General features: G+C 37.9%; 27 protein-coding genes. 9 read left to right on the forward strand and 18 right to left on the reverse strand.

Annotation, left to right across the window (positions count from 1 at the left end):
* Positions 1-9: 9 nt before the first annotated feature.
* From R2Q16_RS04510 to R2Q16_RS04575, 14 genes are all read right to left on the reverse strand, one after another.
* Positions 10-525: an NAD(P)H-dependent oxidoreductase subunit E gene (locus R2Q16_RS04510; RefSeq protein ID WP_316735427.1), complete on the reverse strand. Its 516-nt coding sequence runs from the start codon at positions 523-525 to the stop codon at positions 10-12.
* On the reverse strand, positions 518-1,732 hold the full coding sequence (locus R2Q16_RS04515) for an NADH-quinone oxidoreductase subunit D (protein WP_316735428.1): 1,215 nt from the start codon (positions 1,730-1,732) through the stop codon (positions 518-520). Before R2Q16_RS04515 ends, R2Q16_RS04510 begins: the two co-directional genes overlap by 8 nt.
* Positions 1,733-1,737: 5 nt before the next feature.
* Entirely contained in the window at positions 1,738-2,238 is a 501-nt protein-coding gene (locus tag R2Q16_RS04520) for an NADH-quinone oxidoreductase subunit C (protein ID WP_316735429.1), read from the reverse strand.
* Positions 2,238-2,780 carry an NADH-quinone oxidoreductase subunit B gene (locus R2Q16_RS04525; protein ID WP_039472971.1) on the reverse strand — a complete coding sequence of 181 codons (543 nt, stop codon included), beginning with the start codon at positions 2,778-2,780 and terminating at the stop codon, positions 2,238-2,240. The genes R2Q16_RS04520 and R2Q16_RS04525 overlap by 1 nt, the downstream gene beginning before the upstream one ends.
* Positions 2,781-2,991: 211 nt before the next feature.
* Positions 2,992-3,363, reverse strand: coding sequence for an NADH-quinone oxidoreductase subunit A (locus R2Q16_RS04530; protein WP_316735430.1), 372 nt, complete (start codon positions 3,361-3,363; stop codon positions 2,992-2,994).
* Positions 3,364-3,446: 83 nt separating this feature from the next.
* The gene (locus R2Q16_RS04535; protein ID WP_316735431.1) at positions 3,447-5,168 is read right to left on the reverse strand and encodes a tetratricopeptide repeat protein; all 1,722 of its coding nucleotides are present in this window, start codon (positions 5,166-5,168) and stop codon (positions 3,447-3,449) included.
* A 101-nt stretch (positions 5,169-5,269) separates the two neighbouring features.
* Entirely contained in the window at positions 5,270-6,175 is a 906-nt protein-coding gene (locus tag R2Q16_RS04540) for a substrate-binding domain-containing protein (protein WP_316735432.1), read from the reverse strand.
* Between the two features lie 225 nt (positions 6,176-6,400).
* Positions 6,401-7,219 carry a TonB family protein gene (locus R2Q16_RS04545; RefSeq protein WP_316735433.1) on the reverse strand — a complete coding sequence of 273 codons (819 nt, stop codon included), beginning with the start codon at positions 7,217-7,219 and terminating at the stop codon, positions 6,401-6,403.
* Positions 7,220-7,237: 18 nt separating this feature from the next.
* Positions 7,238-7,741 (reverse strand): biopolymer transporter ExbD, encoded by a 504-nt coding sequence (locus R2Q16_RS04550; protein WP_316735434.1) that lies wholly within the window; start codon positions 7,739-7,741, stop codon positions 7,238-7,240.
* Positions 7,742-7,744: 3 nt separating this feature from the next.
* Entirely contained in the window at positions 7,745-8,359 is a 615-nt protein-coding gene (locus R2Q16_RS04555; RefSeq protein WP_316735435.1) for a biopolymer transporter ExbD, read from the reverse strand.
* A 76-nt stretch (positions 8,360-8,435) separates the two neighbouring features.
* Entirely contained in the window at positions 8,436-9,266 is an 831-nt protein-coding gene (locus tag R2Q16_RS04560) for a MotA/TolQ/ExbB proton channel family protein (RefSeq protein ID WP_231458743.1), read from the reverse strand.
* Positions 9,267-9,569: 303 nt separating this feature from the next.
* Positions 9,570-11,165: a phosphoenolpyruvate carboxykinase (ATP) gene (gene pckA, locus R2Q16_RS04565; protein ID WP_316735436.1), complete on the reverse strand. Its 1,596-nt coding sequence runs from the start codon at positions 11,163-11,165 to the stop codon at positions 9,570-9,572.
* 177 nt (positions 11,166-11,342) lie between these two features.
* A complete protein-coding gene (locus tag R2Q16_RS04570) occupies positions 11,343-11,693 on the reverse strand; it encodes a translation initiation factor (protein WP_316735437.1) in 351 nt (116 codons plus the stop codon).
* Positions 11,694-11,708: 15 nt separating this feature from the next.
* Positions 11,709-12,611, reverse strand: coding sequence for a diacylglycerol kinase family lipid kinase (locus R2Q16_RS04575; RefSeq protein WP_316735438.1), 903 nt, complete (start codon positions 12,609-12,611; stop codon positions 11,709-11,711).
* Between the two features lie 205 nt (positions 12,612-12,816).
* Between R2Q16_RS04575 and metK the strand changes: the two genes are divergently transcribed.
* Complete coding sequence (metK, locus tag R2Q16_RS04580) at positions 12,817-14,103, forward strand: methionine adenosyltransferase (RefSeq protein WP_316735440.1); 1,287 nt, start codon at positions 12,817-12,819, stop codon at positions 14,101-14,103.
* Between the two features lie 226 nt (positions 14,104-14,329).
* Here the strand turns inward: metK and R2Q16_RS04585 are convergent, their stop codons facing one another.
* Both R2Q16_RS04585 and R2Q16_RS04590 read right to left on the reverse strand, forming a co-directional pair.
* Positions 14,330-14,857: a biopolymer transporter ExbD gene (locus R2Q16_RS04585; RefSeq protein ID WP_316735441.1), complete on the reverse strand. Its 528-nt coding sequence runs from the start codon at positions 14,855-14,857 to the stop codon at positions 14,330-14,332.
* Positions 14,858-14,947: 90 nt separating this feature from the next.
* The gene (locus R2Q16_RS04590; protein ID WP_316735442.1) at positions 14,948-15,478 is read right to left on the reverse strand and encodes a superoxide dismutase family protein; all 531 of its coding nucleotides are present in this window, start codon (positions 15,476-15,478) and stop codon (positions 14,948-14,950) included.
* A 118-nt stretch (positions 15,479-15,596) separates the two neighbouring features.
* Between R2Q16_RS04590 and R2Q16_RS04595 the strand changes: the two genes are divergently transcribed.
* Complete coding sequence (locus R2Q16_RS04595) at positions 15,597-15,941, forward strand: hypothetical protein (RefSeq protein ID WP_316735444.1); 345 nt, start codon at positions 15,597-15,599, stop codon at positions 15,939-15,941.
* A 114-nt stretch (positions 15,942-16,055) separates the two neighbouring features.
* Positions 16,056-16,424 carry a transmembrane 220 family protein gene (locus tag R2Q16_RS04600; RefSeq protein ID WP_316735445.1) on the forward strand — a complete coding sequence of 123 codons (369 nt, stop codon included), beginning with the start codon at positions 16,056-16,058 and terminating at the stop codon, positions 16,422-16,424.
* On the opposite strand, the gene R2Q16_RS04605 is transcribed toward R2Q16_RS04600, so the two are convergent.
* Positions 16,425-16,595: a hypothetical protein gene (locus R2Q16_RS04605; RefSeq protein WP_316735446.1), complete on the reverse strand. Its 171-nt coding sequence runs from the start codon at positions 16,593-16,595 to the stop codon at positions 16,425-16,427. It lies immediately after the preceding gene.
* Positions 16,596-16,865: 270 nt separating this feature from the next.
* Between R2Q16_RS04605 and R2Q16_RS04610 the strand changes: the two genes are divergently transcribed.
* Positions 16,866-18,572: an FAD/NAD(P)-binding protein gene (locus R2Q16_RS04610; RefSeq protein ID WP_316735447.1), complete on the forward strand. Its 1,707-nt coding sequence runs from the start codon at positions 16,866-16,868 to the stop codon at positions 18,570-18,572.
* A 39-nt stretch (positions 18,573-18,611) separates the two neighbouring features.
* Complete coding sequence (locus R2Q16_RS04615; protein WP_316735448.1) at positions 18,612-19,181, forward strand: DUF1543 domain-containing protein; 570 nt, start codon at positions 18,612-18,614, stop codon at positions 19,179-19,181.
* A 27-nt stretch (positions 19,182-19,208) separates the two neighbouring features.
* Here the strand turns inward: R2Q16_RS04615 and R2Q16_RS04620 are convergent, their stop codons facing one another.
* Positions 19,209-19,541: a hypothetical protein gene (locus tag R2Q16_RS04620; protein ID WP_316735449.1), complete on the reverse strand. Its 333-nt coding sequence runs from the start codon at positions 19,539-19,541 to the stop codon at positions 19,209-19,211.
* A 943-nt stretch (positions 19,542-20,484) separates the two neighbouring features.
* Here R2Q16_RS04620 and R2Q16_RS04625 point away from each other — a divergent pair.
* The 4 genes from R2Q16_RS04625 to R2Q16_RS04640 all read left to right on the forward strand — a co-directional run bounded on the left by R2Q16_RS04625 (position 20,485) and on the right by R2Q16_RS04640 (position 24,646).
* Entirely contained in the window at positions 20,485-20,688 is a 204-nt protein-coding gene (locus R2Q16_RS04625) for a hypothetical protein (protein WP_316735450.1), read from the forward strand.
* A gap of 136 nt (positions 20,689-20,824) precedes the next feature.
* Positions 20,825-21,241, forward strand: coding sequence for a hypothetical protein (locus tag R2Q16_RS04630; protein ID WP_316735451.1), 417 nt, complete (start codon positions 20,825-20,827; stop codon positions 21,239-21,241).
* Positions 21,242-21,372: 131 nt separating this feature from the next.
* Complete coding sequence (locus tag R2Q16_RS04635) at positions 21,373-23,712, forward strand: TonB-dependent receptor (RefSeq protein ID WP_316735452.1); 2,340 nt, start codon at positions 21,373-21,375, stop codon at positions 23,710-23,712.
* Between the two features lie 4 nt (positions 23,713-23,716).
* Positions 23,717-24,646, forward strand: coding sequence for a DJ-1/PfpI family protein (locus R2Q16_RS04640; protein ID WP_316735453.1), 930 nt, complete (start codon positions 23,717-23,719; stop codon positions 24,644-24,646).
* Positions 24,647-24,664: the final 18 nt, after the last annotated feature.

Raw genomic sequence — 24,664 nt, forward strand, 5'->3', positions numbered from 1 at the left:
ACTTTTGACTTAGGACTTAATTTTCAAATCTTCAATCAATTTATCTACACTATCGGTAGTTAGGTTTTCGTAAAAAGTGTATTCCGGACTAATTTGTAATACCGGCCCGAAACCACAAGCAGCTAAACATTCAACTCCTCTAAAGCTGAACAAGCCATCGGCTGTAACTTCACCCTCTTTAACACCTAACTTAGCTTCTAAGTGGTCTAATATTTTTTCAGCGCCAACTAAACAACAGGGGCCAGTACGGCAAACCTCCAAAGCATATTTACCTTGTGGCTTTAAAAAGTACATGGTGTAAAAAGTTGCAACTTCGTAAACTTCAATTGGTTGAATGTTTAAATATTCAGCAACTTTATCCATTGCAGATGTTGGCACCCAAAGAAATTCGGCCTGTACCAAATGTAATAATGGCAACAAAGCTGACTTATGTTTTCCTTCAGGATAACGGCTTTTTACTTCATCAAATTTGGCAAGCAATTCTGATGAAAATTCTACAGGTGTTTGTTCTTCTACTTTAAGCATCTAATTCTCCTGCAATAATATTCATACTACTCATGTTGATAATGGCATCAGATAATAACATACCCTCGCTCATTGGCGCAAACATTTGGTAATTTATAAAACTTGGTCTGCGGAAGTGCAAACGGTAAGGTGTACGGCCTCCATCATTAATCAGATAAAAACCTAACTCTCCATTTCCGCCTTCAACAGCATGATAAACTTCTGCCTTTGGTGCATCAATTTCACCCATCACAATTTTGAAGTGATAAATTAATGCTTCCATATTATTGTAAACCTCTTGTTTTGGAGGCAAATAAAATTCCGGAACATCAGCGTGGAAGATGCCTTTTTCTTCAGTTTTTAATTTCACAAGTGCTTGTTCGATAATGCGCAAACTTTGCCACATTTCTTCGTTACGCACCAAATATCTATCGTAAATATCGCCACTTGTACCTACCGGAATCTCAAAATCAAAATCCTGATAAGAAGAATAAGGATCAGCAACACGAACATCATAATCTACACCGGCAGCACGAAGCAACGGACCAGTCCAGCTATATTCTAACGCCGCTTCTTTGGTAACCTCAGCAACACCAGCGGTTCTATCGATAAAAATACGGTTACGCGTTAGAAGGTTTTCAAACTCCTTTAAGGCAACCGGAAACTCTTTTAAAAATTTATTGATTTTTGCAAAAGCGATATCGTTAAAATCTCTTTCAAAACCACCGATTCTGCCAATGTTTGTGGTTAAACGAGCACCACAAACTTCTTCAAAGATTTCGTAGATATGTTCACGAAACTGAAATAAGTAAAGGAATGTTGTGGTTGCACCTGTATCCTGGCCAATAATTGTATTACAGATAATATGATCGGCAATACGCGAAAGCTCCATAATGATAACGCGAAGATAATCTACGCGTTTAGGCATCTGGATATTTAATAATTTCTCAACCGTCATGTGCCATCCCATATTATTAATAGGTGATGAACAATAGTTTAAACGGTCGGTTAATGGTGTAATCTGATAAAACGGGCGATGCTCGGCTATTTTTTCGAAAGCACGGTGAATATACCCAATTGTAGAAACGCCGCTAACAATACGTTCGCCATCTAATTGCAAAACGTTTTGAAAAACGCCGTGTGTTGCAGGGTGCGTTGGACCTAAGTTTAGGGTTACCAGCTCACTTTGCGGGTCGTTATCTGTAAATACCGGATGGTTATGATTCATATAAATTACCTTCCAAAAAATTCGTCCTTTTTATCTACTCTGTTCGGGTCTTCCAACGGATATTGTTTCAACATTGGGTGAACACCTAAATCATCCATATTTAAAATACGGCGTAAATCCGGGTGCCCTTCAAATTTAACCCCAAACAAATCGTAGGTTTCACGCTCCATCCAATTCGCACCTTTCCAAACGGTGGTTGCCGTCGGAATGGTTGGATTTTGTTCTGAAATAAAAACCTTCACCCTGATTCTTACACGCTCTACCATATTGTTTAAATGGTAAACTACAGCAATACCATGGTCTTTACCAGGGTAGTGAACCGCTGTAATATCCGTTAAGAAATTGAATTTTAATTCTTCTTTAAGATGCGAAAGCACATTGATGATAACATCTTTATAGGTTACGATCGTTAACAAACCATAAGGCTCAGAAACAGCAGTAGCTTTTTCACCAAACTTTTCAGTCAGCTTAACGTGAATGTCGTTATTTAATGTCGTTTCTTCCATTATTTAATGCCGTATTGACCTAAAAGTTCTTTGTAATAATCTGAGTTTCTTCTTCTGCCAGATTCGTTTTTAACCAAATCCTGAATGCGCTGAAAACCATCTAAAATAGCTTCTGGTCTTGGCGGGCAACCCGGAACGTAAACGTCAACCGGAATAACCTCATCAATACCTTGTAAAACAGAATAAGTATCGAAAATACCGCCACTACTTGCGCAAGCACCAACAGCCATTACCCAACGTGGCTCTGCCATCTGGATATAAACCTGTTTAAGCACTGGAGCCATTTTTTTAGCGATAGTACCCATCACCATTAAAACATCGGCCTGACGTGGAGAAAAACTCAAACGCTCTGCACCAAAACGACCTAAATCGTAGTGAGAACCCATGGTTGCCATAAACTCAATTCCGCAACAAGAAGTTGCAAACGGTAGAGGCCATAATGAATTTGAACGAGCCAAACCAATCACTTTATCTAAAGAAGTGGCAAAATAGCCAGGTCCTTCGGTTCCTGGAGGCGCATCAACTATATTAATTTCACTCATGTTTATAAACAAAAAATGCTCATCCTTTTACGGAATGAGCAACAAATTTACAATATTTAAAAGGCAATTAAACTAGTTTAACTTGATTTAGAACCTTTCTAAATAAATTGAAACTTCTTTAGTAAGTGTATGTGATACACTACAGGTTTGAGCTAAAAATTGTAGAATTTGAATCAAAATTCAATCCCAAAAAATAAACTCCAAACTTAAACTAATTCCAATCCAATACTTTTTTCTTGATTACGTAAACGAAACCTAATAATAAGGTTCCCATGAAAATGAACATTTCAATCATACCGTCCATTTTAAGTTCGCGGAAGTTTACCGCCCATGGATACATGAAAATCACTTCAATATCGAACAACACAAATAGAATCGCTACTACGAAGTATTTAATTGAGAATGGCTGACGAGCATTACCAATCGATTTAACACCAGCTTCGAAAACTTCAAGCTTATCACTTGTTTTACGTTTTGGACCTAAAAAGTGAGTAGCAACCAATGTGGTTACCACAAAACCTAAAGCAACAATTACTTGAAATATAATTGGTAAAAAATCTATAGAGGTACTTTGCGCTTGCATAATTATTATTTTCTGATGCAAAAGTAAAAGAAAAAGGCAGAGTAACCAAACTCTGCCTTTTCTAAATTATTTAACTATGGTAATTATTTACCTTTTGCTTTTGGAGCTGGAGCAGCTAACTCTTTCAACTTACCTGCAGCAAAGGTTCCAGAAGGATAAACAGCCACACTCTTATCGAAGTATTCTTTAGCTTTAGTTTTATCCTTATAGAAATAATAACCGCCTAAAGTATCGTATGCCTCAGAAAGTCTTTTAGCATATGCCGCTTGAGAAGCCAATTCAGGCTTTTCTGTTACTCTTTTGATATATTCTTCATAAAAAGGAACCATCAATCCTTTTGGATCTTTATCATCATCTAACAAACTGTTAATACGAGCTCTTGTTAAATAAGCATCATAAGTATCCGGCGAAATTTGAGTCACTTTAGCAATTGCAGAATCTGCTCTAACCAAAATGTCTTTAGAAGGATTTTGTTTTGCGCTGTATTTTGCACCGTAATCAAAATAATTTGCCATTGCATTATAATAGTAATTATACAAAGAACCTTTACCATTTGGATTAGCCTTGATCGCTTTTTCATAAACCTGAGCGGCTTTAGCATATTTCTTTGCATCGTATAAGCTCTTCGCTACTTCAGATAATGCATCAGCATTTGTTGAATCTTTCTCAACGGCTTTAGTAATGTTGATTAAAGCCAAACTATCCTGACCACCTTTTAACTGCGCTTTACCTAAATAAAGATAATCGAAACCAAGGTTTTTGGTAGTATCTTTTTGTTTAGCAAAATATTCAGTCATGTTAGTTAAAGCCTGAGGATAATTTTTATTCTCATAAGCCGACCAACCTTTTAATCTTGAAACGATGATTCCTTTCGGATCGTTAGCAGGAACCTGAACTGATGATGCAACTTGCTCTAACGCCGCGAAATCTTTAGCATAGAATAAAAACTGCATGTAACGTAACTGAGATTCTAGTGATTTGTCAGTTAAGTCCATATATTTTTTATAAAGTTCTACACCTTTAGCTGCTTTTTCTTTATCAGTACCAAAGCTACTCCACTGTAAGTATAACTCACCTAATTCACGGTAAGCCGGACCATAATTAGCATCAGCAGCAATTACTTTGTTTAATTCTGCTTCACCTTCAGGGAATGAACGTGCTTCTTTATACATTTTACCAACCTGTGTACCTGCTCTTCTGTTTGTAGCATCAATATCTGCAACACGGAAGTATGGGCCAATAGCTTCAGAGTTTTTCTTTTGCAAAGCATAAGCATCACCTAAACCGATGAATACTTCAGCATCTTTGTCTTTCGAATCTAATTCGTCAGCTTTAGTTAAATTAGCCAAAGCATTTGCAAAATCTGGTTTAGAAACATCGTCGCTAGGTTTATCCTGAGCTAAATATGCCTTACCAATCGCTAAATAAGTTTTATAATCTTTCGGTGCTACTGAAACTGCTTTATCAAAATTTGTTTTAGCAGATGTTGCATTATTTGATAATAAATCAGCCTGACCTAAACCTGCAAAGTTTGATGCATTTTTTGGATCGGCAGTAGTACCTTTTGTAAATACCGCTCTTGCTGAATCGATATAACCGGTTCTTAAATACACCAGACCAAGGTTATAATAATTATCACCATTCGACGCTTGAGAGTTTACCAATGTTTTAAGCATTGATGTTGCTTTCTGGTATTGTTCAGCATCAATCGCTTTTTTCGCGTCGTTTAAACTTTGAGCAAAAACTGCAGAACCCATCAACACCAAACCTACATTCAAGGTTATTGCTTTCTTTAAAATTTTCATAGTTCTTTTTTTGTTTTTTTAATGGTTATCATTTTATATAAGCTTATGCAAAGCTTCATCTGATATTTTTTTTTGACTACCTAAAGTAATCGTGGTTCAATTTATTGTTTTTTTGTAATGTTAAGTTCTCTTGGCATTAATTTATGTGGAGCCAGTTCAGATTTAAGTACAATTAACTGTCCTCTTTGGCTCCTTAACCATGTTGCAAATCCTGTGCCTAAACCGCCCTTTCCTTCGCAATCAATAATATTAATATTTCTCAAAAACGGATATACCCCATTAGTTAAGTTTTCTTTGGTCGGTTTATAATACTTATCATCGCCTAAAGCGCCTTTAATATTCTTAACACCCAACACCTTTATCCTATCCTTATTTCTAGACATTTCCGGGTTCTTTTCAGAAAGCCAGTTGACACCTAAAATACCAATAAAACTTTTATCCTCTGCGATGAGCTTAATCACCTCATTACTCGAATTTTTAGAAAACACACCTTTTTGGGGGAACTGACTGATATGAGCCAGTTGTTTAAAGTACTTAAAAGTACTGGAATAAGCGTTATCAAATACCAATTTTTTACCCGAATCCTTGCCCTGCAATATATCAATAATTTCTTTAACGTTAATTGTACTGTCAATATTGCCTGCGTTTGTAATTAATGCGATCCCATCAACAGCGAAACGCGAAGTATTGATTTTAATCTGACGTTGGTTGTAATATTTTTCCTCCTGCTTAGTTAACATTCTTGGCAAAACAATAACCCTAACGCTATCATTCAAAAATGCCGGCATTAACTTCTCCTCAGGTTTTACCGTCGTGATAAATGTGGCCTGCGGATAATCTAATTTAAAAATATCAATTTCCTCCTGAACAATCGGACCTACGGTTTCATCAACCAATATTTTTAAAGTTCCGCTTGTTCGGGTTTCTTTAATCTCCTGCGCCTCTTTCTTACGTTTACACGATGAAAAAGTAATTAGCGCCAGTAATAATATTAAGATATTTCTCATTGATTTTAATCTCGTCTTCCTAAGCTTAACAATCTGATAAATGCATAAACAATAAGAAATATTCCAATTGCAACTTTGTACGGATAGGCAATATTTAAGGGAAGGTCTTTCCAGAAGATGCATGCTAAACCTATAACCAGGTAAAACATAAACATGATAAGGCCTAAAATGAGCAAAAACCGCTGTTTAGGCGATTTTTGCTTAAAAATATCAAAATTTAACATCTTAGTTACTAAGTGTAAAGTTTACTTGGATGTTGTACTTTACCCTAACTGGTTTACCATTTTGAATACCTGGAATCCAACGCTTACTTGCTTTAAGTACACGTACAGCTTCCTCATTGGTACCACTACCTGGGCCACGAATAACATTGATATCGGTTAATGAACCATCTCTCTCTACTACGAAAGATAATGATACCTTACCTTGCACGTTATTTTCTTGTGCCATTGGCGGATATTTAATTGCACCACTTAAGTATTTGTAGAAAGCTGGCATACCACCTGGGTATTCAGGAACCTTTTCGATACTAACGAAGTCATAAACCTTGTTATCATCAACCGCTACTGCAGCTTCTCTTTTTGGTCCTTCACCTACAGGTTCTGCGATAACAATATCAGCCGTTGGGTCACCTTTAATATCTTTCTGTCCTGGGTCAGCCTCCTTAAGTTTTTCAACTGTAGGTGGTTCATCCTGAACTTCAATATCCGGTTTTACAATCGGAGGTGGCATTTTTACCTGATCCACTTTTGGTGGAGGTGGCTCTACAGGTGGCGGTGGAGGTGTTTCCGGGTTAACCGGAGGTGGCGGCGTAAGTACTACTTCCTGTGCAAGTTCTTCTTTTTCCTCTGGTAACGAACCTTTGATAAGGCTGTAAAGCTTTGGAGAGAAAAATAACACCAGAAATACTACCGAGCCATAAATTAGTGCCTTTGTGGTATTAACCGGAGAGGTCTTACGTAACTCGTAAGCACCGTAGTTTTTGTTTTTACCTTCAAAAACTACTTCCAGCCATTCCTTTCTAAATATATCTAATTTCGACATGATTACTGGTTTAATTAATTATAAAATACCTTGTTGCGTCATGAATTGTTTTTCATTATCAAGGATGTTGTCGTCATCAATCTGACGTGCATTTACCTTTAATATTTCCAATTCATCCATAATATCAACAAAGTTCTGGAACGTAGAGCCCGAAGTTGGTTTTACCAACACAACAAATGGATCTTTTTCCGTTTCGTTTGATGCTTTTCTATTCTTTAGGATTGAAGCTTCAACTTCTTGAAATGACTCAATAGTTGGAGAACTTTTTCCTGCTTCACCCATATACCATGCAACTTTATTGTTTTTACCCAACAAAATTGTCATTGTTTTGGTTGCTTTTAGCGCCAATCTGTTCTCTGGCAAATTATCGTCTTTATCCGGCTTAGTGATATCCATTGCTTGCGGCGTAGATATACTAGTTGTTAAGATAAAGAAGGTTACCAAAAGAAACATTAAATCCACCATCGGAGTCATATCAACCCTTGGTGTGGCTTTCTTCCCGCCTGTGTTTAATTCTGCCATTTCTTATTTTCTTGGAGCTTCAGAGTTTGTTACTAACAAAAATTTATTCACTTTTTGTTTTTGCAAAACATCGATAACTTTTTTAACTACCGGATATTCTTCTTTCGCATCGCCTTTGATACTTACACGCATTGCTGCGCCGTTAAGTTCTTGTGTAGCTTTACGGGCATTTAAAACCCATGAGTTTAACTGATTGTCAGTTGAATCCGTAGGGATACCCGGTTGAGCACCTGGTTTCATACGGTCTGCACCAGACATACCAATAAACTGTTTAAGGTTTGAAACAGGAACGCCGAATGAGCCAACTACAGAAAACCTGGTAATCTCATCAGGAGTGAAAGTAACTTTGTACTGCTCTCCCATTAACTGCAACGTTCTTGCCCTTACTTTTTGTCCTGCTACTTCAAAGAAAACCTTACCTTGACCGATTGTTAAAATCGCATTATTTTCGGCAGGCACCTTAAATACATATGTAGATGAAGGTGTTGATACCGCTAATGGTTCAGGTTGCTTAGCCGTAGCAGTTAATATGAAGAACGTAAGTAACAGCGCAGCTACGTCGCACATGGCGGTCATATCTGTTACCGTACTGGTTCTTTTAACTTTAATTCTAGGCATAATATTTAATACTTTTTAATAATGATGATCTTTTTTCCGGTTTTCCATAAAGCCGGTAAAAATTATTTTCATTTTTTTATTTATGCGTAGAAGCATAAGTTTGAACGATGCTGAAACCAGCCTCATCAATAGCATAAGTTAACTTGTCAATTTTCGAAGTTAAGATGTTGTACATGATGATCGCTAAAGTAGAAACAGAGATACCTGTCATTGTATTGATAAGTGCCTCAGAGATACCTACCGCTAATGCAGCTTGATCCGGAGCACCTGAGTTAGCTAAACCAGCGAATGCACGAATCATACCTGTTACCGTACCTAATAAACCGATTAATGTACCGATTGATACTAAAGTAGCGATGATGGTTAAGTTTTGCTCTAACATTGGCATTTCTAAAGCAGTAGCTTCTTCAACTTCTTTTTGGATAGCAACGATTGATTGCTCAACATCCATGTTAGTATCCGCTTCAACTTCGCTGTATTTTTTCAAACCTGATTTAATTACTGCTGCAACTGAACCTTGTTGTTTGTCGCACTCAGCTTTAGCAGCTTCGATGTTACCTGAATTTAATAAACCTTTTACTTTGATAATGAATGTATCTAAGCTGGTTTTTCCGCTTGCTTTACCAATAACGATTAAACGCTCGATAGAGAAAACGATTGTAGTTAATAATAAACCGATTAATACTGCAACGATTGGTCCACCTTTGTAAGCTGTACCTGGATAGTTATTAGGTAATGGCAGGTTTTCATTGTTATTATCGATAAAGTTTGATGGATCTCCTAATACAAATTTCCAGATAACAAATCCAATAACGATACAAATTGGAATAACTAATGTTGCAAAAACATTTGAAGCACTTGAAGAGCTCTCTTTTTTAACAGTTGTTGGTTTTGGTGCGTTTGCCATTTTTTTGATTTTTTAGTTTTAGTTCTTGTTTTTAATTTTTTTAGCTGTTTTTTCTTTTACTATTACACACAACGTAGGCTTAGCCGATTTTGTTGCGAAAACAAATTTATAAATTGATTTTAAATTACAAATTAATAAATCAATAAACAATTAAATCGTTACTTAAATTTTTAGTTCTCAACTATTCCTTTGAGGGTATATAACAAAAAAATTGCCTCAGCCGGAGGCAATTCTTTCACAATAAAAACTAAAAAAAAAACGAATTGCAAATTTTTTGCGTAAAAAATGCATTTAAAACCACTTTTAACACATTTTTAAGGGTTCTTCTTCCAATTTATGTGTTTTTAGTTGTTCAAACTGCTTAAAATTTCTTTTAAACGCTTCCGATAATTCGTAGGCTTTTAAAAAGTATTCTTCCTGGTTGCTCCAGGTTTTAGAAGGGTCTAAAATTTCATCAGGCACGTTAACACAATGTAAAGGCATCATTAATTTAAAAACATGGTGAACTTTATAGTTATTATGTTCCAAATCGCCATTTATAGCCGCCCTAATCATCGCTCTGGTATAAGCCAGTTTCATTCTTTTTCCCACACCATACGAACCGCCAGTCCACCCGGTATTAACCAACCAAACATTTACGCTGCCCTGCTCCATTTTTTTGCCAAGCAATTCTGCATATCTGGATGGGTGCAAGGGTAGAAATGCTTTACCAAAGCAAGCAGAAAAGGTTAATTGAGGTTCAGTTACGCCAGCTTCAGTTCCGGCAACTTTTGCAGTGTAGCCACTCATAAAATGAAACATGGCCTGTTCTACATCTAGTTTTGAAATCGGAGGCAATACCCCAAAAGCATCAGCAGTTAAGAAAAAGATGTTTTTGGGAGCTGCTGCAACGGATGGCAAAATTGCATTATCAATAAAGTTTATCGGATACGCTACCCTGGTATTTTCAGTTTTCTCAATATTAGTAAAATCAACCTCCATTGTACCCGGATAAAAGTTGATGTTCTCTAATAATGAACCGTGTTTTATTGCTTTGTAGATTTGCGGTTCCTTTTCAAGCGTTAAATCAACACATTTTGCGTAGCAACCGCCTTCAAAGTTAAAAATAGAGTCATTGCTCCAACCGTGTTCATCATCGCCAATCAAAGCCCTTTCCGGGTCGGCAGATAAGGTTGTCTTGCCCGTTCCGGATAAGCCAAAGAAGATGGCCGTATCTCCTGCTGCCCCAACATTTGCCGAGCAGTGCATCGATAAAGTGTTTTTATATACCGGAAGAATAAAGTTTAAAACAGAAAAGATTCCCTTTTTGATCTCGCCGGTATAACCCGTTCCACCGATAATAATCATCTTTTTAGTAAAGTTGATTATCGAGAAATTCTCTTGTCTGGTACCATCTAACTCAGGACTTGCCAAAAATCCAGGGGCAGCAATTATCGTCCACTCGGGTATTATACCCAGTTCTTCATCCGCAGGGCGGATAAATAAATTATTGGCAAAAAGATTTTGATAGGCCGTTTCAGTGATAACCCTTATTGAAATGCTGTAATCCGGGCTGGCGCAAGCTGCACAATCCCTCACATAAAAAGTTGTTTCATTTAAATAAGTAGTGAGCTTATTTAATAAACGCTCAAATTTTTCTGGTTTAAACTTAATATTGATATCGCCCCACCAAACTTCGTTTTCTGTAATACCATCGCAAACGATAAACCTATCTTTAGGCGAACGCCCGGTAAATTTGCCGGTATCTACAGCCAGTGCACCTGACGAGGCTAAACTGCCTTCACCATTTTTTAAAGATTCTTCAATGAGATCAGCCGCAGACAATTGATATTTAACATCCAAACCGGCTTTCAGATTTAAGTAGCTTAAATCTGGCGTTTGCAATCCTTTTTTGCTCATAACAATAAGTTAGTTAGTGCAACAAAGGTATGTAGATAAAATGCAAAAAAACTAATTTTATTTAGCCTTTTTTTACATATTGTAGCTTATACACTATGATTTAAAAATCTGTAAATCAATAAATTAAATCGTTTAATTAGGATGCCATTTTTTATAAAAAAATACACTAAGTCTGAATTACCCGCCAGCTTTTTTTGCCTTATAACCTTCTTTCTGTAAGATGCCCATAACCTTATCTCTTACATCGCCCTGAATTAAAACCTCACCGTCTTTAACAGAGCCACCCACACCACATTTATTTTTTAGCATTTTACCCAAAATCTCCAGATCTTCAGTTTTACCCTTAAAACCGGTAATTAAGGTTACCGCTTTACCTCCCCTATTCTTTTTGTCGAGCATCACCCTCAAATCCTGTTGTTGATTTGGAGCGGTTACCGTATCATCCACTTCTTGTTCGAACTCAAAATCGGGGTTTGTAGAAAACATAATACCGCCCAAATCACTCAAACTATTTTTTTTCGATTTCATATCAACTCAATTTAATTAAGGAACAATAACTTTTAAGGATAATGGATTTACCACAACATTTATCTCCTTGCCCATCTGTAAAGGCTCTCCATCTACATGAACTGGACCTTCTTCTGCCCTGATAATTTTGATGCTTTTACCTTTAATAATCTCGATTAAATCGGATGTTTCGGCTGTACCCTTAAACATTACATAACTTAATGCAGGTAATTTCAACATAGAAAAAGGCTTAATGATGCAAACATCAAGTAAACCATCCTTTACCGAAGCATTAGGCGAAATGTAAACGTTATTACCATATTGAGATGAATTGGCTACGCTAATTGCAAAAGCTTTTCGCTCGTATTCAACACCATCAATATTTAAATGGTAAGTTTCGGTTTTATAATTCAGCACCTCCTTAAAAGCCAGTTTCATGTATCCGGCCAATCCGCGTTTTTTATCATGTGAGAATGCTGTACTCAAATGTGCATCAAAACCCACTCCGGCAATATTAAAAAAGCATTTATTGTTAAAGTTAGCGGTATCAATTTCTTCGACCTTTAAACGGTTTAGAAGTAAGATTGCATCCTTTAAATTTTGCGGAATATTTAAAAACCTGGCTAACCCGTTTCCAGAGCCTAAAGGGAGTATGCCTAAAACCTTCTTGTGCTGCATTACTTTAGAAGCCACCTCGTTAATGGTTCCGTCGCCTCCTGCAGCAACAATTACCTCAAAATTCTTAGCAATCGCTTCTTCTACAATTTCTGTAGCGTGACCAACAAATTCTGTTAAGCGAAAATTAGCGTTAAACTTTTCTTTATCCAGGTATTTATCAATTAATGCCGGGATACGTGTCTTCGCCTTTCCGCCGGAAATAGGGTTTATGACAAATAAAATATTGGTTTTGAGTTGCAAAGCTTGAGAATGAGGATACAAAAATAATCTATAATTTCTTGAAATAAAGAAAATATACTAATTTTGCAACATTAAAAGTGGATTGATTTGCGATGTTCTTACTTGTAGAACGGGATTGCAACCACTCAAAAAAAAGTGCTAATACCTTCCTCAATTCAAATGAACCTGTTTTCAGGGAATTTTAGCACTTATTAAACAGTTTATTCATCTTTAAATTTTTTAATAAATGTCATATTTATTTACATCAGAATCAGTATCTGAAGGCCACCCGGATAAAATTGCCGATCAAATTTCGGATGCATTAATTGATAACTTTTTAGCTTTTGATGCGGAATCAAAGGTAGCATGCGAAACTTTGGTCACAACTGGTCAGGTAATCTTAGCCGGAGAGGTTAAATCTAAAACCTATTTAGATGTTCAGCAAATTGCCCGTGATGTAATCAAGAAAATTGGATACACCAAAAGCGAGTATATGTTCGAGGCAAATTCTTGCGGTATTTTATCTGCAATCCACGAACAATCTCAGGATATTAACCAAGGTGTAGACAGAGCGAGTAAAGAAGAACAAGGTGCCGGCGACCAAGGTATGATGTTTGGTTACGCAACTAACGAAACCGAAAACTATATGCCACTTGCGCTTGATTTATCTCATGCTTTATTAAGAGAGTTGGCTAACTTAAGAAGAGAAAACGCTGAAATTACTTATTTGCGCCCTGATGCAAAATCGCAGGTAACTTTAGAATATTCTGATGATAACCAGCCACAAAGAATCGATGCGATTGTAATTTCTACACAGCATGATGATTTTGTTAAAGCTAAATCAGAATCTAAAGAAGATAAAAATGCAGCTAACGATGAAATGCTTGCCAAAATTAAAGGTGATTTAGTTTCTATCTTAATCCCTAGAGTTAAGGCTAAATATCCTCAGTATGCGCACTTATTTAATGATAACATTACTTACCACATTAACCCAACCGGGGTTTTCGTAATTGGAGGTCCGCATGGCGATACTGGTTTAACTGGTAGAAAAATCATTGTTGATACTTACGGCGGTAAAGGCGCTCATGGTGGTGGTGCATTTTCTGGTAAAGATCCAAGTAAAGTAGATAGAAGTGCGGCTTATGCAACACGTCACATCGCTAAAAACTTAGTTGCAGCAGGATTATGCGATGAAGTACTGGTTCAGGTTTCTTATGCAATTGGTGTAGCAAAGCCTACTTCAATTAACGTTGTTACTTACGATACGGCTAAAGTTGGCTTAACAGATGGCGAAATCAGTAAAAAAGTAGAGGAAATATTCGATATGCGCCCTTACTTTATTGAGCAGCGCTTAAAATTGAGAAACCCAATTTACAGCGAAACTGCTGCTTATGGCCACATGGGTAGAAAACCTGAAACCGTAAATAAAACTTTCAGAACACCAAATGGTGAAGAAAAAACGGTTACTGTTGATTTATTTACCTGGGAAAAACTAGATTACGTAGATAAAGTTAAAGCAGCTTTCAGCCTTTAATATTAATCCCATATAAAGAAAAACCCCGAAGCAATTCGGGGTTTTTTAGTTTATACGCTATTGAATCATTAAGCCATTAAACTTGCAAACCATAGATCCTAAACACACTTAATCGGATACGATTGTCATAATAACGTCTCACATCCGGTTGATGTCCGTTTAATATCCGTTCCAAAGTGTACTATTTCTTAATAGAATAGCTATCAGATTAGCTCCTTTTATAAACCTAAAGATTGTTAGATTTCAGAAAAACGTTTTCTTTTTCAGCTATATTTTGATCATCTATTGAATAAGATTTAACATCTAAAATCTTAAGCTCATCAATCACATCGACTAAATCTTTATAGCTTGATGTTGCTGTTGGCTTGACAATTACAATCATAAACTTTTTCGCATTTTGCTTGTGGAAGTTTGCGATATCCTTCTTGGTTGAGAATATCACAGCACCGAGTTTATTTACTGCTTCAATAGTTAGATTTGCTTTATCTGTTTCGCCAAGATAGTAAGCGGCTTTATTATCCTTACCTAACAAAATCGTCATTGTTCTGGATGCAGGATAAGGTTCGCTAATTTCTGAAGGAATCGGTTTACTTACATCAGCTGCCCTTAATTCGGACAGCGAAGTCGTCAGCATAAAAAATGTAGTAAGCAGAAACATTAAGTCGACCATTGCCGTTAAATCTACCCTTGGAGCTACTTTTCTGCTTTTTCTACCAGCAGCCTTGCCGCCGTTAGTCATTTCGAGTGTTGCCATAATTTTTAGGTTTTTCTAAAAGGATGACAACAAAAGCATTATTGCATAAAAAAGGCGATAAAAATCGCCTTTTAATTTTCTGAAGTAATTTTACCTGGATAGCTCGATAACGCCACAACCTACCCTCGGACCAGAGTTTCCGGTTGGTTGAGTAACATAATCATCTGTACCACCGTGTACAATAATACCTCTGCCAATAATGTTCTTTACATCACCATCTTTAATGTTCCATCTATCGGTTGTAACCGAAACAGAACCATGGCCCTTATCATCTAAAACAATATTACCAATATCGCCAGAATGATAAGCAGAAGAGCCCCATTTGCCGTGGTTTTCTTTTGTAGGATTCCAGTGGCCATGGGTATTTTCGCCCATATTGCCACAATCGCCATGCTCGTGAAAATGCACCGCCACATTGCTATCTGCCCGGCTGGCAAAATTAATTTCCAGGTCCATCTTTATCTGTCCGTCACTCAACTCATAAAACTTAGCTGTTCCGATGGTTTTGCTGTTGTCAGCAGTTTCAGTTAATGTAGCACTTGCAATCTGCTTTTCGGTTTTTGTACAGGCACTTAATAATGCAAAGCCGGCAACAGCTAACGTTAGGATATATTTTTTCATCTTATATAATTTAAGTTCGTACAAATAACAACCTGACTATCATTTGGTTTTAGAAAATGATTATAGATAAAACCATTTATGATACCACTTGTTTAATAGATAATAAAAACTAAAAACTATGGAACAGCCAATTGCAATGAATACTTTGAGTCAAATTCTAGAGAAATTGAGGCTGAAAGGAAAAGATAACGAGTTAAAGATGACCGACCATGGGAAAATGCAAAGTCAAAAAGGTAAAATTTATAAACCGGAAGATTTAACCATAGTAAAAACTTATCGTTTTGAGGGAGATTCTGACCCGGCAGATAATTCAGTTTTATACATTACTGAAGATAGTGACAAGGAAATCGGATACATTTTAGATGCTTATGGCATTTATTCCGACAATATTGGTTCATCATTCGATGATTTTTTAAAGAAGATACCAACGGCCGACCGGGATGAACAGGAGTTATTCTGTTAGCCAAAAGAAACAATAACTATAACAACAAGAATGGGCACGAGCAATCGTGCCTTTTCTATATAAGGGATTTTTTTATCTTTAAGCCTTCAAAATTTTCTACTCAATAAACAGACCTTGAAAGCTTTTAACCTGATTTTCTGCCTTATTTTTATTTTATCCGCAGCTTTACAATATAACGACCCTGACCCATATATTTGGGTACCGATTTATTTATATGGCGCATGGTTTTGTTTTCAAGCTTTCAAGGGAAAATATTATCCAAAGGCTTATCTGGCCGGAATTTTTATCTACGCAGTTTACGCACTATTTCTTTGGTTTGATAAAAACGGGGTTGTTAACTGGTACCAGGAGCACGATGCGGAAAACATCGTACAAAGCATGAAAGCAACTAAACCCTGGATTGAAGAAACGAGGGAATTTGGCGGACTATTGTTGCTGATAATTGCACTGGGAATTGATTACCTGGTTTACCGAAAACGATAACTATCCGTTTTTTGATAAAAGCGTTCGCTCAATCTTCACCATCCATGGTGATTTCTTATTTAACAATCGAAAGCTGTAAGTAAGCAATACAAAGGCAAATATTGCGACAAGAAATGTTACCATAATTTTATTATTCGCCTCAATCTGGCGATTCGTTCTTCCTTGTTCCATAAGTATAGATTAGTTTAGAGTTTAGGAAGACGTTTGAAAGCGTATTATCAGCCTTTACCCGGTGTGTATTAACTCAAATTTGAGCACTTTGTTTTAAAAAAAAATATATAATTAAATAAAGTCGATAATCTATAGCCATTAGTAGATAAGCTTTGACTTAAGTCAAATAATAGACGTTTAACATTTCTCGAAACATCTGCCAATTACGCCAAATCATCAAAACTTTTCAATTTTAAAAAGGTTATCAGTTACAATAAATTAAGGTAATCATTGAAAAATAAAAATATAGCCATATTAGGCGGCGGACCTAGCGGATTATTTATGCTCAAAAGATTGATTGAAGCAGAAGAAGCCGATTTTACCATTGATATTTTTGAGAAAAACACACAGCTTGGTGCGGGTATGCCTTACAGCACTTTGGGTGCCAATAGCGAACACATCACCAATGTATCAGGTAATGAAATCCCGGAAATGGTTACATCAGTAGCCGAATGGATTGGAACGCTCCCACCGGAAACGCTTAACAGGTTTAGAATCGACCCTCAACAATATAATGATTACAAAGTGATGCCCCGTCTGCTGTTTGGCTTGTATCTGCAAAATCAATTTGAGCTTTTGCTGGGTATCGCCAAAGAAAAAGGGATTGAGGTGAATGTATTTCTAAAAACTCAAGTAATTGACATCATCGATAATCAGGAACTTGAAAAAGTGTCGGTTAAAACGAATAACAATCAGATTAAACCATATGATAACCTGGTTATTTGCACCGGACATACCTGGCCTAAAAAACTGGAGGGCAAAGTAAGCGGTTATTTCGATTCGCCTTACCCCCCATCAAAACTTGCCTTTAAAGCCAATCATCCAATAGCGATAAAAGGCTCTTCATTAACTGCAATTGATGCCATCAGAACACTTGCTAGAAACAACGGTGATTTCAGCACGGATAAAAATGGAAAGGTATCCTTCAAAAATTATGAGGATTGCCCCGAATTTAAAATGGTCATGCATTCGAGAAATGGCATGCTGCCAGCAGTGAGGTTTCACCTCGAAGACCCACATTTGCTAAAAGATAGCCTATTGAGTAAAGCAGAAGTAGAAGCCAATATGCAATTAAACGATGGATTTCTTTCCCTGGATTATGTATTCGACCAGAACTTTAAGCAGCTTTTTAAAGAGAAAGAACCGGAATTCTACAAAAAAATTAAGGATTTACAGTTGGAGGAATTTGTAGATATGGCAATGGATTTAAGGGAAAAAACCAATCCATTTTTATTGCTTCGGGCAGAATATGTTGAAGCACAAAAATCTATAAAAAGACACGAATCTGTATACTGGAAAGAACTGCTTGCGGTGCTTAGCTTTGCCATGAATTATCCGGCGAAGCATTTCTCTGCAGAAGATATGTTAAGGCTAAAAAGAAATTTAATGCCGCTGATTTCAATTGTTATCGCTTTCGTACCGCAAAGCTCAGTTGAAGAGATGTTGGCGCTCCATGAAGCTGGAACGTTGGAAATAATTGCTGTTGATGCTAACAGTAAAGAAGAACCGAGCAAGGAAGGTGGGGTTAATTATAATTATATTGATGAGCAAGGCACATCAAAAAGTATATATTACAAAACTTTCGTAAATTGTGTTGGACAGCCACATTTATGGTATCGCGATTTCCCTTACCAAAGCTTAATTGAACAAAAGATTGTAAGCGCCGCAAAGCTAAAATTTAGGAATGAGCAGGAAGCCTTAACAGAACTTAACAAAGACAACGAAGAAGTAAGTCAGCTTAACGGAGATTATTATTTAAGCGTGCCGGGATTGAGCATTAATGATAACTTTCAGCTGCTTGATGGTTACGGTGCATTGAACGAAAGGATATACATTATGGCTGTACCTTATATTGCTGGTTTTAATCCCGATTATTCGGGATTGGATTTTGGCGAAAAGGCATCATCAATCATTATAGAAAGCCTTTCGAAAAACTAAACTTTATATAATTAGCTGTAGCATTACATAAACAAACAAATGACAGAATTACAAAACCCAAAGCTATTCATGCTCCTATTAGGCTCAAAAGCCCCACAGAGAAATGTAGAACAACATGATTATTTCTTTGGCATTGCCAACAATTTAAAAGAACTCATTCCACATATAAAAGCTTTTTGGCCTGAAGCCGGTTCAAGTATTCACATTGATGGTTGGCGGGAGGTAAATGCAGTTGATGGATATGAAGTTAAGGTTGTTCCGCGAAGCGAAATTATTCAACCTTCTGAACATAAATTATTTTTCATTAATCTCGGCGGTTATCAATCGAACAAATTAGAAGAGCAGCATTACGCGGTGCTTACCGTTCAAAACGACCGAGCCAAAGCCGTTCAGGATGCGAAGAAAACTATTTTCTTTAAGCAGAACACCATCAAAGGCGCAACCTCTCACATAGACGATAAATATGGTATTGATGTGGATGATATTCATCGCGTAGATGAAATATTGGTAATTGACCAGAAAGAACATTATCAACTCCAAATTACACCTTCAGCAAACCTTCCGGAAGACGAAATCCATTTAGGGTATTTTAAGCTGGATAAGTTGTAGGTATGGTTAATTTAAGGTTAAGGACATTTAATTTGCCGGCAGAAATAAGTAAAGCATCAATAACGCTGGAAGTATTGAATAGATAGCATAAAACATCCAGGGGTTGACAAGCTTTCGGTGATCAAGTTCTTTCAGAATAAGTTTGTATCGGTCAGCTCCAAAATATTTATAACTCAAATAAATATCATAGCCAATCAATAAAACCCAGAGCAAAATTTCGGCAAGGCTAATGGTGCTGGTGAGTTTTCTTATAACCAGAATTAATAGTAAAATATTAATGATAATAATACTATTTGTAATACGAGTGACTACATTTTTCTTTGCTTCCGCCCAAGCTAAGCCAAAGCCTTTTCCAAACATTTTAAAGATAGCGTAAAAGTAAAATTTACGAATTGTCAGCATTTGTTTTATCTATAGAGAAGAGTCGCGGCAAAACAATTCGCATAACGGGTCCAAATGATTTATTTATATTAAATGATACTTAGTTATAGTAAAAAAATCAAATTTAGTTCTACTAGCTATTCATGAAAGTATTTCAAAGTTTTTTTCTGAGGTTTATAATCCTTATGTTATCTCTAACCGCTCGAATCAGCCTGATTAATTTATCTCAGAATACAAATCTGTAAATTATTAAGTTTCGACATACCCACGCTAACCTTTCTAAAAGCCAAGCTTTATTAAAAAATATAAGTCTTAGGCAGAATAGAAAATAATAATCACGAAATCACCAGAAACAAAAAAGCCTCAACTTTTTCAAGTTAAGGCTTTTGTTGCGGAATGGACGGGACTCTGATTTGAGGCCATATCCGCCATTAATGCTATTTAAACGATGATTTCTGGCTTGAACTCACCGAATAACTCACCGACTTTTACCTTTTATATAGTTGCAAATGCTAATATCAAATATAGGCTATTTTCCTAATCAATGCAAAAATATCAATATCCGATTTTCACACCTATTGCTTGCCTTCTGTCCCGCGGTATGAAGCAGCATTAAATTAATAGATTTGAAACTTATAAACAAATATCACCAACAGGTATGTATACTTCTCTTGTTAAAAGTAGACAATAGCATTACATATAATTAGAAATGGAATAAGTTTTAAAAATTATACTCCGTATCTTTGCACCCGAAATGTTCAAAAGATTGTTGGCCATATTACTCTTAGTTTCCCTTATCGGTTCCAACCTCTCGGTATATTTTGTCTATGCGGGTTTTGTGGTGAACCAAAAAGAGATCGCTGCCACCCTTTGCGTAAATAAAAGCAGACCCTGGATGCATTGTAACGGAAAATGTTATCTAATGAGCAAATTGAAACAGGCAGAAGAGAAAGAGAAAAAACAGGAAAGGGAGAATCAGCGTACAGCGTTTATGCTCGCTATGCCTTGCCAACCGATTTCACTTGCATTCATTTCTTTTGCACCAGCAGAAGTTCACTATCCCATTGGAACGCAGAAACCAATAAGTGCTTTCTACGCTATTTTCCAGCCGCCCAAACTTACTTGATAAAAAATAGCTATGCAATTATCTCAATGTATAGCTTTTGATTTGTCTTCCGGATTAAGGTTTTCTGTAGAAAAAGAATTCGATTCCGGATTACACAATTAAATAATTTTAGTGTGGTTTATTTTTAATTTCCATCATGAAACCCTCGTTTTTTGTCGTGGTGATATTTCTGTTATCCCTCGGATTTACTTCCTGTACACAGCAAGAGGATTACAAGCAGGTGCGTGCTGAAGTTGTTGCTATTCACGACAAGGTGATGCAGGATGCAGACATGGCCTATATCCAACGCAAGGCCCTGGATTCGGTTATTCATCAGATGAAACCTGCTGAGGTCTTACGGGTTCAGGCTGTTTTATCAGAAATCGACAAAGCGAATCATGAAATGGAAGAATGGATGGAGCATTTCGAACCTGATGTAACAGGCAAGAGTAATGAACAGTCGGTAAGCTATTTTAAAGCTGAACTGGGCAAGGTGAAAAACCTGGACCAGCACTACAAGCGGGCGATGACCCGTGCTGACTACTATCTCGACAGCCTCCGACTGATCAAATAAAATAACCATACGAAATATTCTTTAACCCGGCGGGAGATTGGCTTGCCTCTTTTACCAGCTCAAACTGGTAAAGCAGGCTCAATTTTATACCTGCCTGTAACGGGATTCCGCAAGGTTCCCGAAAAACAATTATGAAGTTTCGTATTATATTAATAATGTTCTTATTCATCCAGGCTATAGCCTATGGTCAAACGATCAGTGGAAAGATCAGAACAAAAAATGGCACCCCGCTTGCGGGTGCAACTGTCAGCATATTAAACAATAACCAGGTTACGGCAAGTGATGCTGAAGGGTATTTTAAGTTTCAGCTGCCAGCAGGACATTATGAGGTGTCGGTAAATGTAATCGGTTTTGCCAGCCAATCCAAAATTGTAAGACTTACATCTGGAGGGGCCGCTGAATTAAACTTTGAACTGGCAACTGCCGAAAATCAACTGAGCCAGGTTGTCGTTACGGCAGAAAAAAGACAGCAGGACGTACAGAAAGTTCCTGCCGCAATTACTGTTCTCGATGCCAGGCAAATCAAAGAATACCGCCTTTGGGACATTACAAACCTAACGGCCATTTCCCCGGGCCTTTTTACTGTTGAGCATGGCAATAGTGCCAGCTCAAACTTTTTAAATATCCGTGGGGTGATGGGCTTTTCAAATGAACAGGCCGTTGCAACTTATGTTGATGGGGTATACCAGTTTGACTATTTTTCTGCACCTGTACAGTTCAACGATATCCAGAGCATCGAGATATTACGAGGGCCACAGGGCACCCTTTACGGCAGAAATGCATTTGGCGGGGTCCTCAACATCACGACCAAACAGCCGACAAACCGACCTTCCGGATATGCGGAAGTTACATTGGGAAATTATGGACAACAGCGTTATACCGCAAGCCTTGCAGGGCCAATTATCCCAAACAAACTTTTTGCCGGTGGTGCCTTTACCTACAATCACCGGGGGTCAGTTTATTATAATGAATTTACGCAGAGTGGCTTCGACCGGCGTGAAGATTATTCAGGGAACTTCAACCTGCGTTATTTGCCATCGGCAAGCTGGTCAATAGCTTTTAATGCTAAAGTAGAAAACGACAACGACCGCGGAAGTTTCCCATGGCTAGGTTCTTACCAAGAAGTGCTTGAGAAGCCTTATCAGGTCAACACCAACAACACCAATGTTGAGCGGAGAAAAAACTATAACACTTCTCTAGCGGCAAATTACTATGGACAGGACTTCAATTTTACGGCAGTATCATCCTATATCGACTGGCATGCCTATTACGAAGGTGCTGGCGTGGATTACGATTTCAGTCCACTCAACGCACTGAGTATAGCCCCTGATCAAAGGCAGCATATCTTTACGCAGGAAATCCGTTTCAGTTCACCTTCCAAAAATCAAAGCAGGCTGCAATGGGTGGCAGGAGCTTATGGCTTCACGCAGAGTACCAGGATGAATGCGCCAACATTTTTTGGACCGGATTACATTCTTTTCGATCCGTCCTCGGGCGCCCCGTTTACTTCGACAAGTGTCAGCAAGGGACGAAACAATGGCTATGCCTTTTTCGCACAGGCCACCTATTCACTTAGCGATCAGCTCAGTTTTACCGCAGGGCTGCGTTATGACCGGGAAAGACGCAAACTCGGTCAGCGGACGGATTTCCAGAAAGACCCTGACCCTGTAGTTATGGGAACACAGCAGGATTATCAGGCGAAATTTAATGCCTTTACGCCAAAATTTGTACTGAGCTACCAGGTGCAAAAGGATATGATGCTCTACACAAGCTATGCCAGGGGATTCCGGGCAGGCGGGCTCAATACGAATGCCACCGATCCTGCGCAGGTACCCTATGCACCCGAACATTCGGATAATTATGAGATCGGCTGGAAGAACATGCTTTTTGAAAAAAAGCTCAAACTCAACCTAACGGCCTTCTACCTCCAGCAACACAATCAGCAGATTAGTACTGCCATGGACGGCATCAATGCCCTTATCCTGAATGTTGGGGAAATGCGCAACAAAGGCATCGAGCTTGAAATGACAGCGCTACCAGTTAAGGGGCTACAGATCGACTGGAATGCAAGCTTTTCGCATGCCCGGTATGCTTCTTTGTTACTATACAGCGCTGAGGCTGATGCAGTAGTCAACTTTGAGGGCAATAGGCCAATCAATACACCACCAATAAGCTCCATGCTAGCCGCTCAATACACCTATGATTTTGCAAGAAGCAAACAACAGTTAGCCGCTTTTGCCAGGGCCGAATACCGCTACCTTGGCCGTTATTATTTTGATTTCATAAATGGACTTAACCAGCCAGGGTATAACCTTTTTAATTTTAAGGCGGGCATTTCGACCAGGCGTTTTGAACTCAGCGGATGGATGAGAAATGCTGGTGGGGCAAAATATATTGCCTATGGCTCGTTCGGCTCTTTCATGCTTGGCAGTCCAAGAACTTATGGTACAACGCTAACCGCTAAATTTTAAGCTAATGAAAAAACTTATCCTAATTGCCCTTACCGTTATTTCTGTGCTGGGCTGCAAAAATAAAAACAAGGAAGAATCAAACGAATTCCCAAAACCGAAAACAAACATCAAAACGGTTGGTATCCTGCTTTACGATAATTATGCAGTATTGGATGCGATGGGTCCATACCATGTTTTCAGTGAACTCATGGGCGCTAAAGTATTCTTTGTCGGTGTCAAAAAAGGAACAATTGCCACCGCCGGGATGAAAGTCTGGTGCGACACTTCTATCAATGAGGTTAAGCAGCTGGATATCCTCGTTATTCCGGGAGGCTTGAATGAAACCTATACCTTAACCAAGGATACCAAATTACTTAACTGGATCAGAGAAATAGATGCAGGCTCCAAATATACTACCAGCGTATGTACCGGTGCCTGGATACTGGCCGCAACCGGGCTGTTGAAAGATCGGGAAGCGACCACACACTGGTTTGGTAAACAGTTATTGAAAGATGAATTTGGGATTACCGGACAGAACAAACGCTATGTCCAGAGCGGAAAATATTTTACCAGCGCAGGTGTTTCGGCCGGTATTGACATGAGCCTTGCAGTAGTAAATGACATTATGGGCGAGAAATATACCAAAATGGTTATGCTCGACTTAGAATATGATCCACAGCCTCCGGTAAAAGGCGGCCGGGAAGACAATACCGATGCAAAGATCGTATCAGACATGCGAAGCATGTACAACGGTGCATTGGAAACAGTGCTGCACCCGGGCGCAAGTTCAACCGGTATAAAAATCGACAATAAGATCGACCCCGTGTGCCATATGGCAGTCTCCGCAGGCGTAAAAGATACCGTGCATCATGAGGGCAAGATTTTCGGCTTTTGCTCATCCAGTTGCAAATCACGTTTCAAGGATGAACCGAAGGCCTACCTTCCTGTAAAGTAAAAAAATAAGAATTCCAAT

The sequence above is a fragment of the Pedobacter aquatilis genome (genome assembly GCF_032678425.1).
Lineage (GTDB): Bacteria > Bacteroidota > Bacteroidia > Sphingobacteriales > Sphingobacteriaceae > Pedobacter > Pedobacter aquatilis_B.

Coding starts and splice junctions, on each gene's coding strand:
- R2Q16_RS04510 (WP_316735427.1), bottom strand. CDS start 525: ATGCTTAAAGTAGAAGAACAAACACCTGTAGAATTTTCATCAGAATTG.
- R2Q16_RS04515 (WP_316735428.1), bottom strand. CDS start 1,732: ATGAATCATAACCATCCGGTATTTACAGATAACGACCCGCAAAGTGAG.
- R2Q16_RS04520 (WP_316735429.1), bottom strand. CDS start 2,238: ATGGAAGAAACGACATTAAATAACGACATTCACGTTAAGCTGACTGAA.
- R2Q16_RS04525 (WP_039472971.1), bottom strand. CDS start 2,780: ATGAGTGAAATTAATATAGTTGATGCGCCTCCAGGAACCGAAGGACCT.
- R2Q16_RS04530 (WP_316735430.1), bottom strand. CDS start 3,363: ATGCAAGCGCAAAGTACCTCTATAGATTTTTTACCAATTATATTTCAA.
- R2Q16_RS04535 (WP_316735431.1), bottom strand. CDS start 5,168: ATGAAAATTTTAAAGAAAGCAATAACCTTGAATGTAGGTTTGGTGTTG.
- R2Q16_RS04540 (WP_316735432.1), bottom strand. CDS start 6,175: ATGAGAAATATCTTAATATTATTACTGGCGCTAATTACTTTTTCATCG.
- R2Q16_RS04545 (WP_316735433.1), bottom strand. CDS start 7,219: ATGTCGAAATTAGATATATTTAGAAAGGAATGGCTGGAAGTAGTTTTT.
- R2Q16_RS04550 (WP_316735434.1), bottom strand. CDS start 7,741: ATGGCAGAATTAAACACAGGCGGGAAGAAAGCCACACCAAGGGTTGAT.
- R2Q16_RS04555 (WP_316735435.1), bottom strand. CDS start 8,359: ATGCCTAGAATTAAAGTTAAAAGAACCAGTACGGTAACAGATATGACC.
- R2Q16_RS04560 (WP_231458743.1), bottom strand. CDS start 9,266: ATGGCAAACGCACCAAAACCAACAACTGTTAAAAAAGAGAGCTCTTCA.
- pckA (WP_316735436.1), bottom strand. CDS start 11,165: ATGAGCAAAAAAGGATTGCAAACGCCAGATTTAAGCTACTTAAATCTG.
- R2Q16_RS04570 (WP_316735437.1), bottom strand. CDS start 11,693: ATGAAATCGAAAAAAAATAGTTTGAGTGATTTGGGCGGTATTATGTTT.
- metK (WP_316735440.1), top strand. CDS start 12,817: ATGTCATATTTATTTACATCAGAATCAGTATCTGAAGGCCACCCGGAT.
- R2Q16_RS04585 (WP_316735441.1), bottom strand. CDS start 14,857: ATGGCAACACTCGAAATGACTAACGGCGGCAAGGCTGCTGGTAGAAAA.
- R2Q16_RS04590 (WP_316735442.1), bottom strand. CDS start 15,478: ATGAAAAAATATATCCTAACGTTAGCTGTTGCCGGCTTTGCATTATTA.
- R2Q16_RS04595 (WP_316735444.1), top strand. CDS start 15,597: ATGGAACAGCCAATTGCAATGAATACTTTGAGTCAAATTCTAGAGAAA.
- R2Q16_RS04605 (WP_316735446.1), bottom strand. CDS start 16,595: ATGGAACAAGGAAGAACGAATCGCCAGATTGAGGCGAATAATAAAATT.
- R2Q16_RS04615 (WP_316735448.1), top strand. CDS start 18,612: ATGACAGAATTACAAAACCCAAAGCTATTCATGCTCCTATTAGGCTCA.
- R2Q16_RS04620 (WP_316735449.1), bottom strand. CDS start 19,541: ATGTTTGGAAAAGGCTTTGGCTTAGCTTGGGCGGAAGCAAAGAAAAAT.
- R2Q16_RS04625 (WP_316735450.1), top strand. CDS start 20,485: ATGAGCAAATTGAAACAGGCAGAAGAGAAAGAGAAAAAACAGGAAAGG.
- R2Q16_RS04630 (WP_316735451.1), top strand. CDS start 20,825: ATGAAACCCTCGTTTTTTGTCGTGGTGATATTTCTGTTATCCCTCGGA.
- R2Q16_RS04635 (WP_316735452.1), top strand. CDS start 21,373: ATGAAGTTTCGTATTATATTAATAATGTTCTTATTCATCCAGGCTATA.
- R2Q16_RS04640 (WP_316735453.1), top strand. CDS start 23,717: ATGAAAAAACTTATCCTAATTGCCCTTACCGTTATTTCTGTGCTGGGC.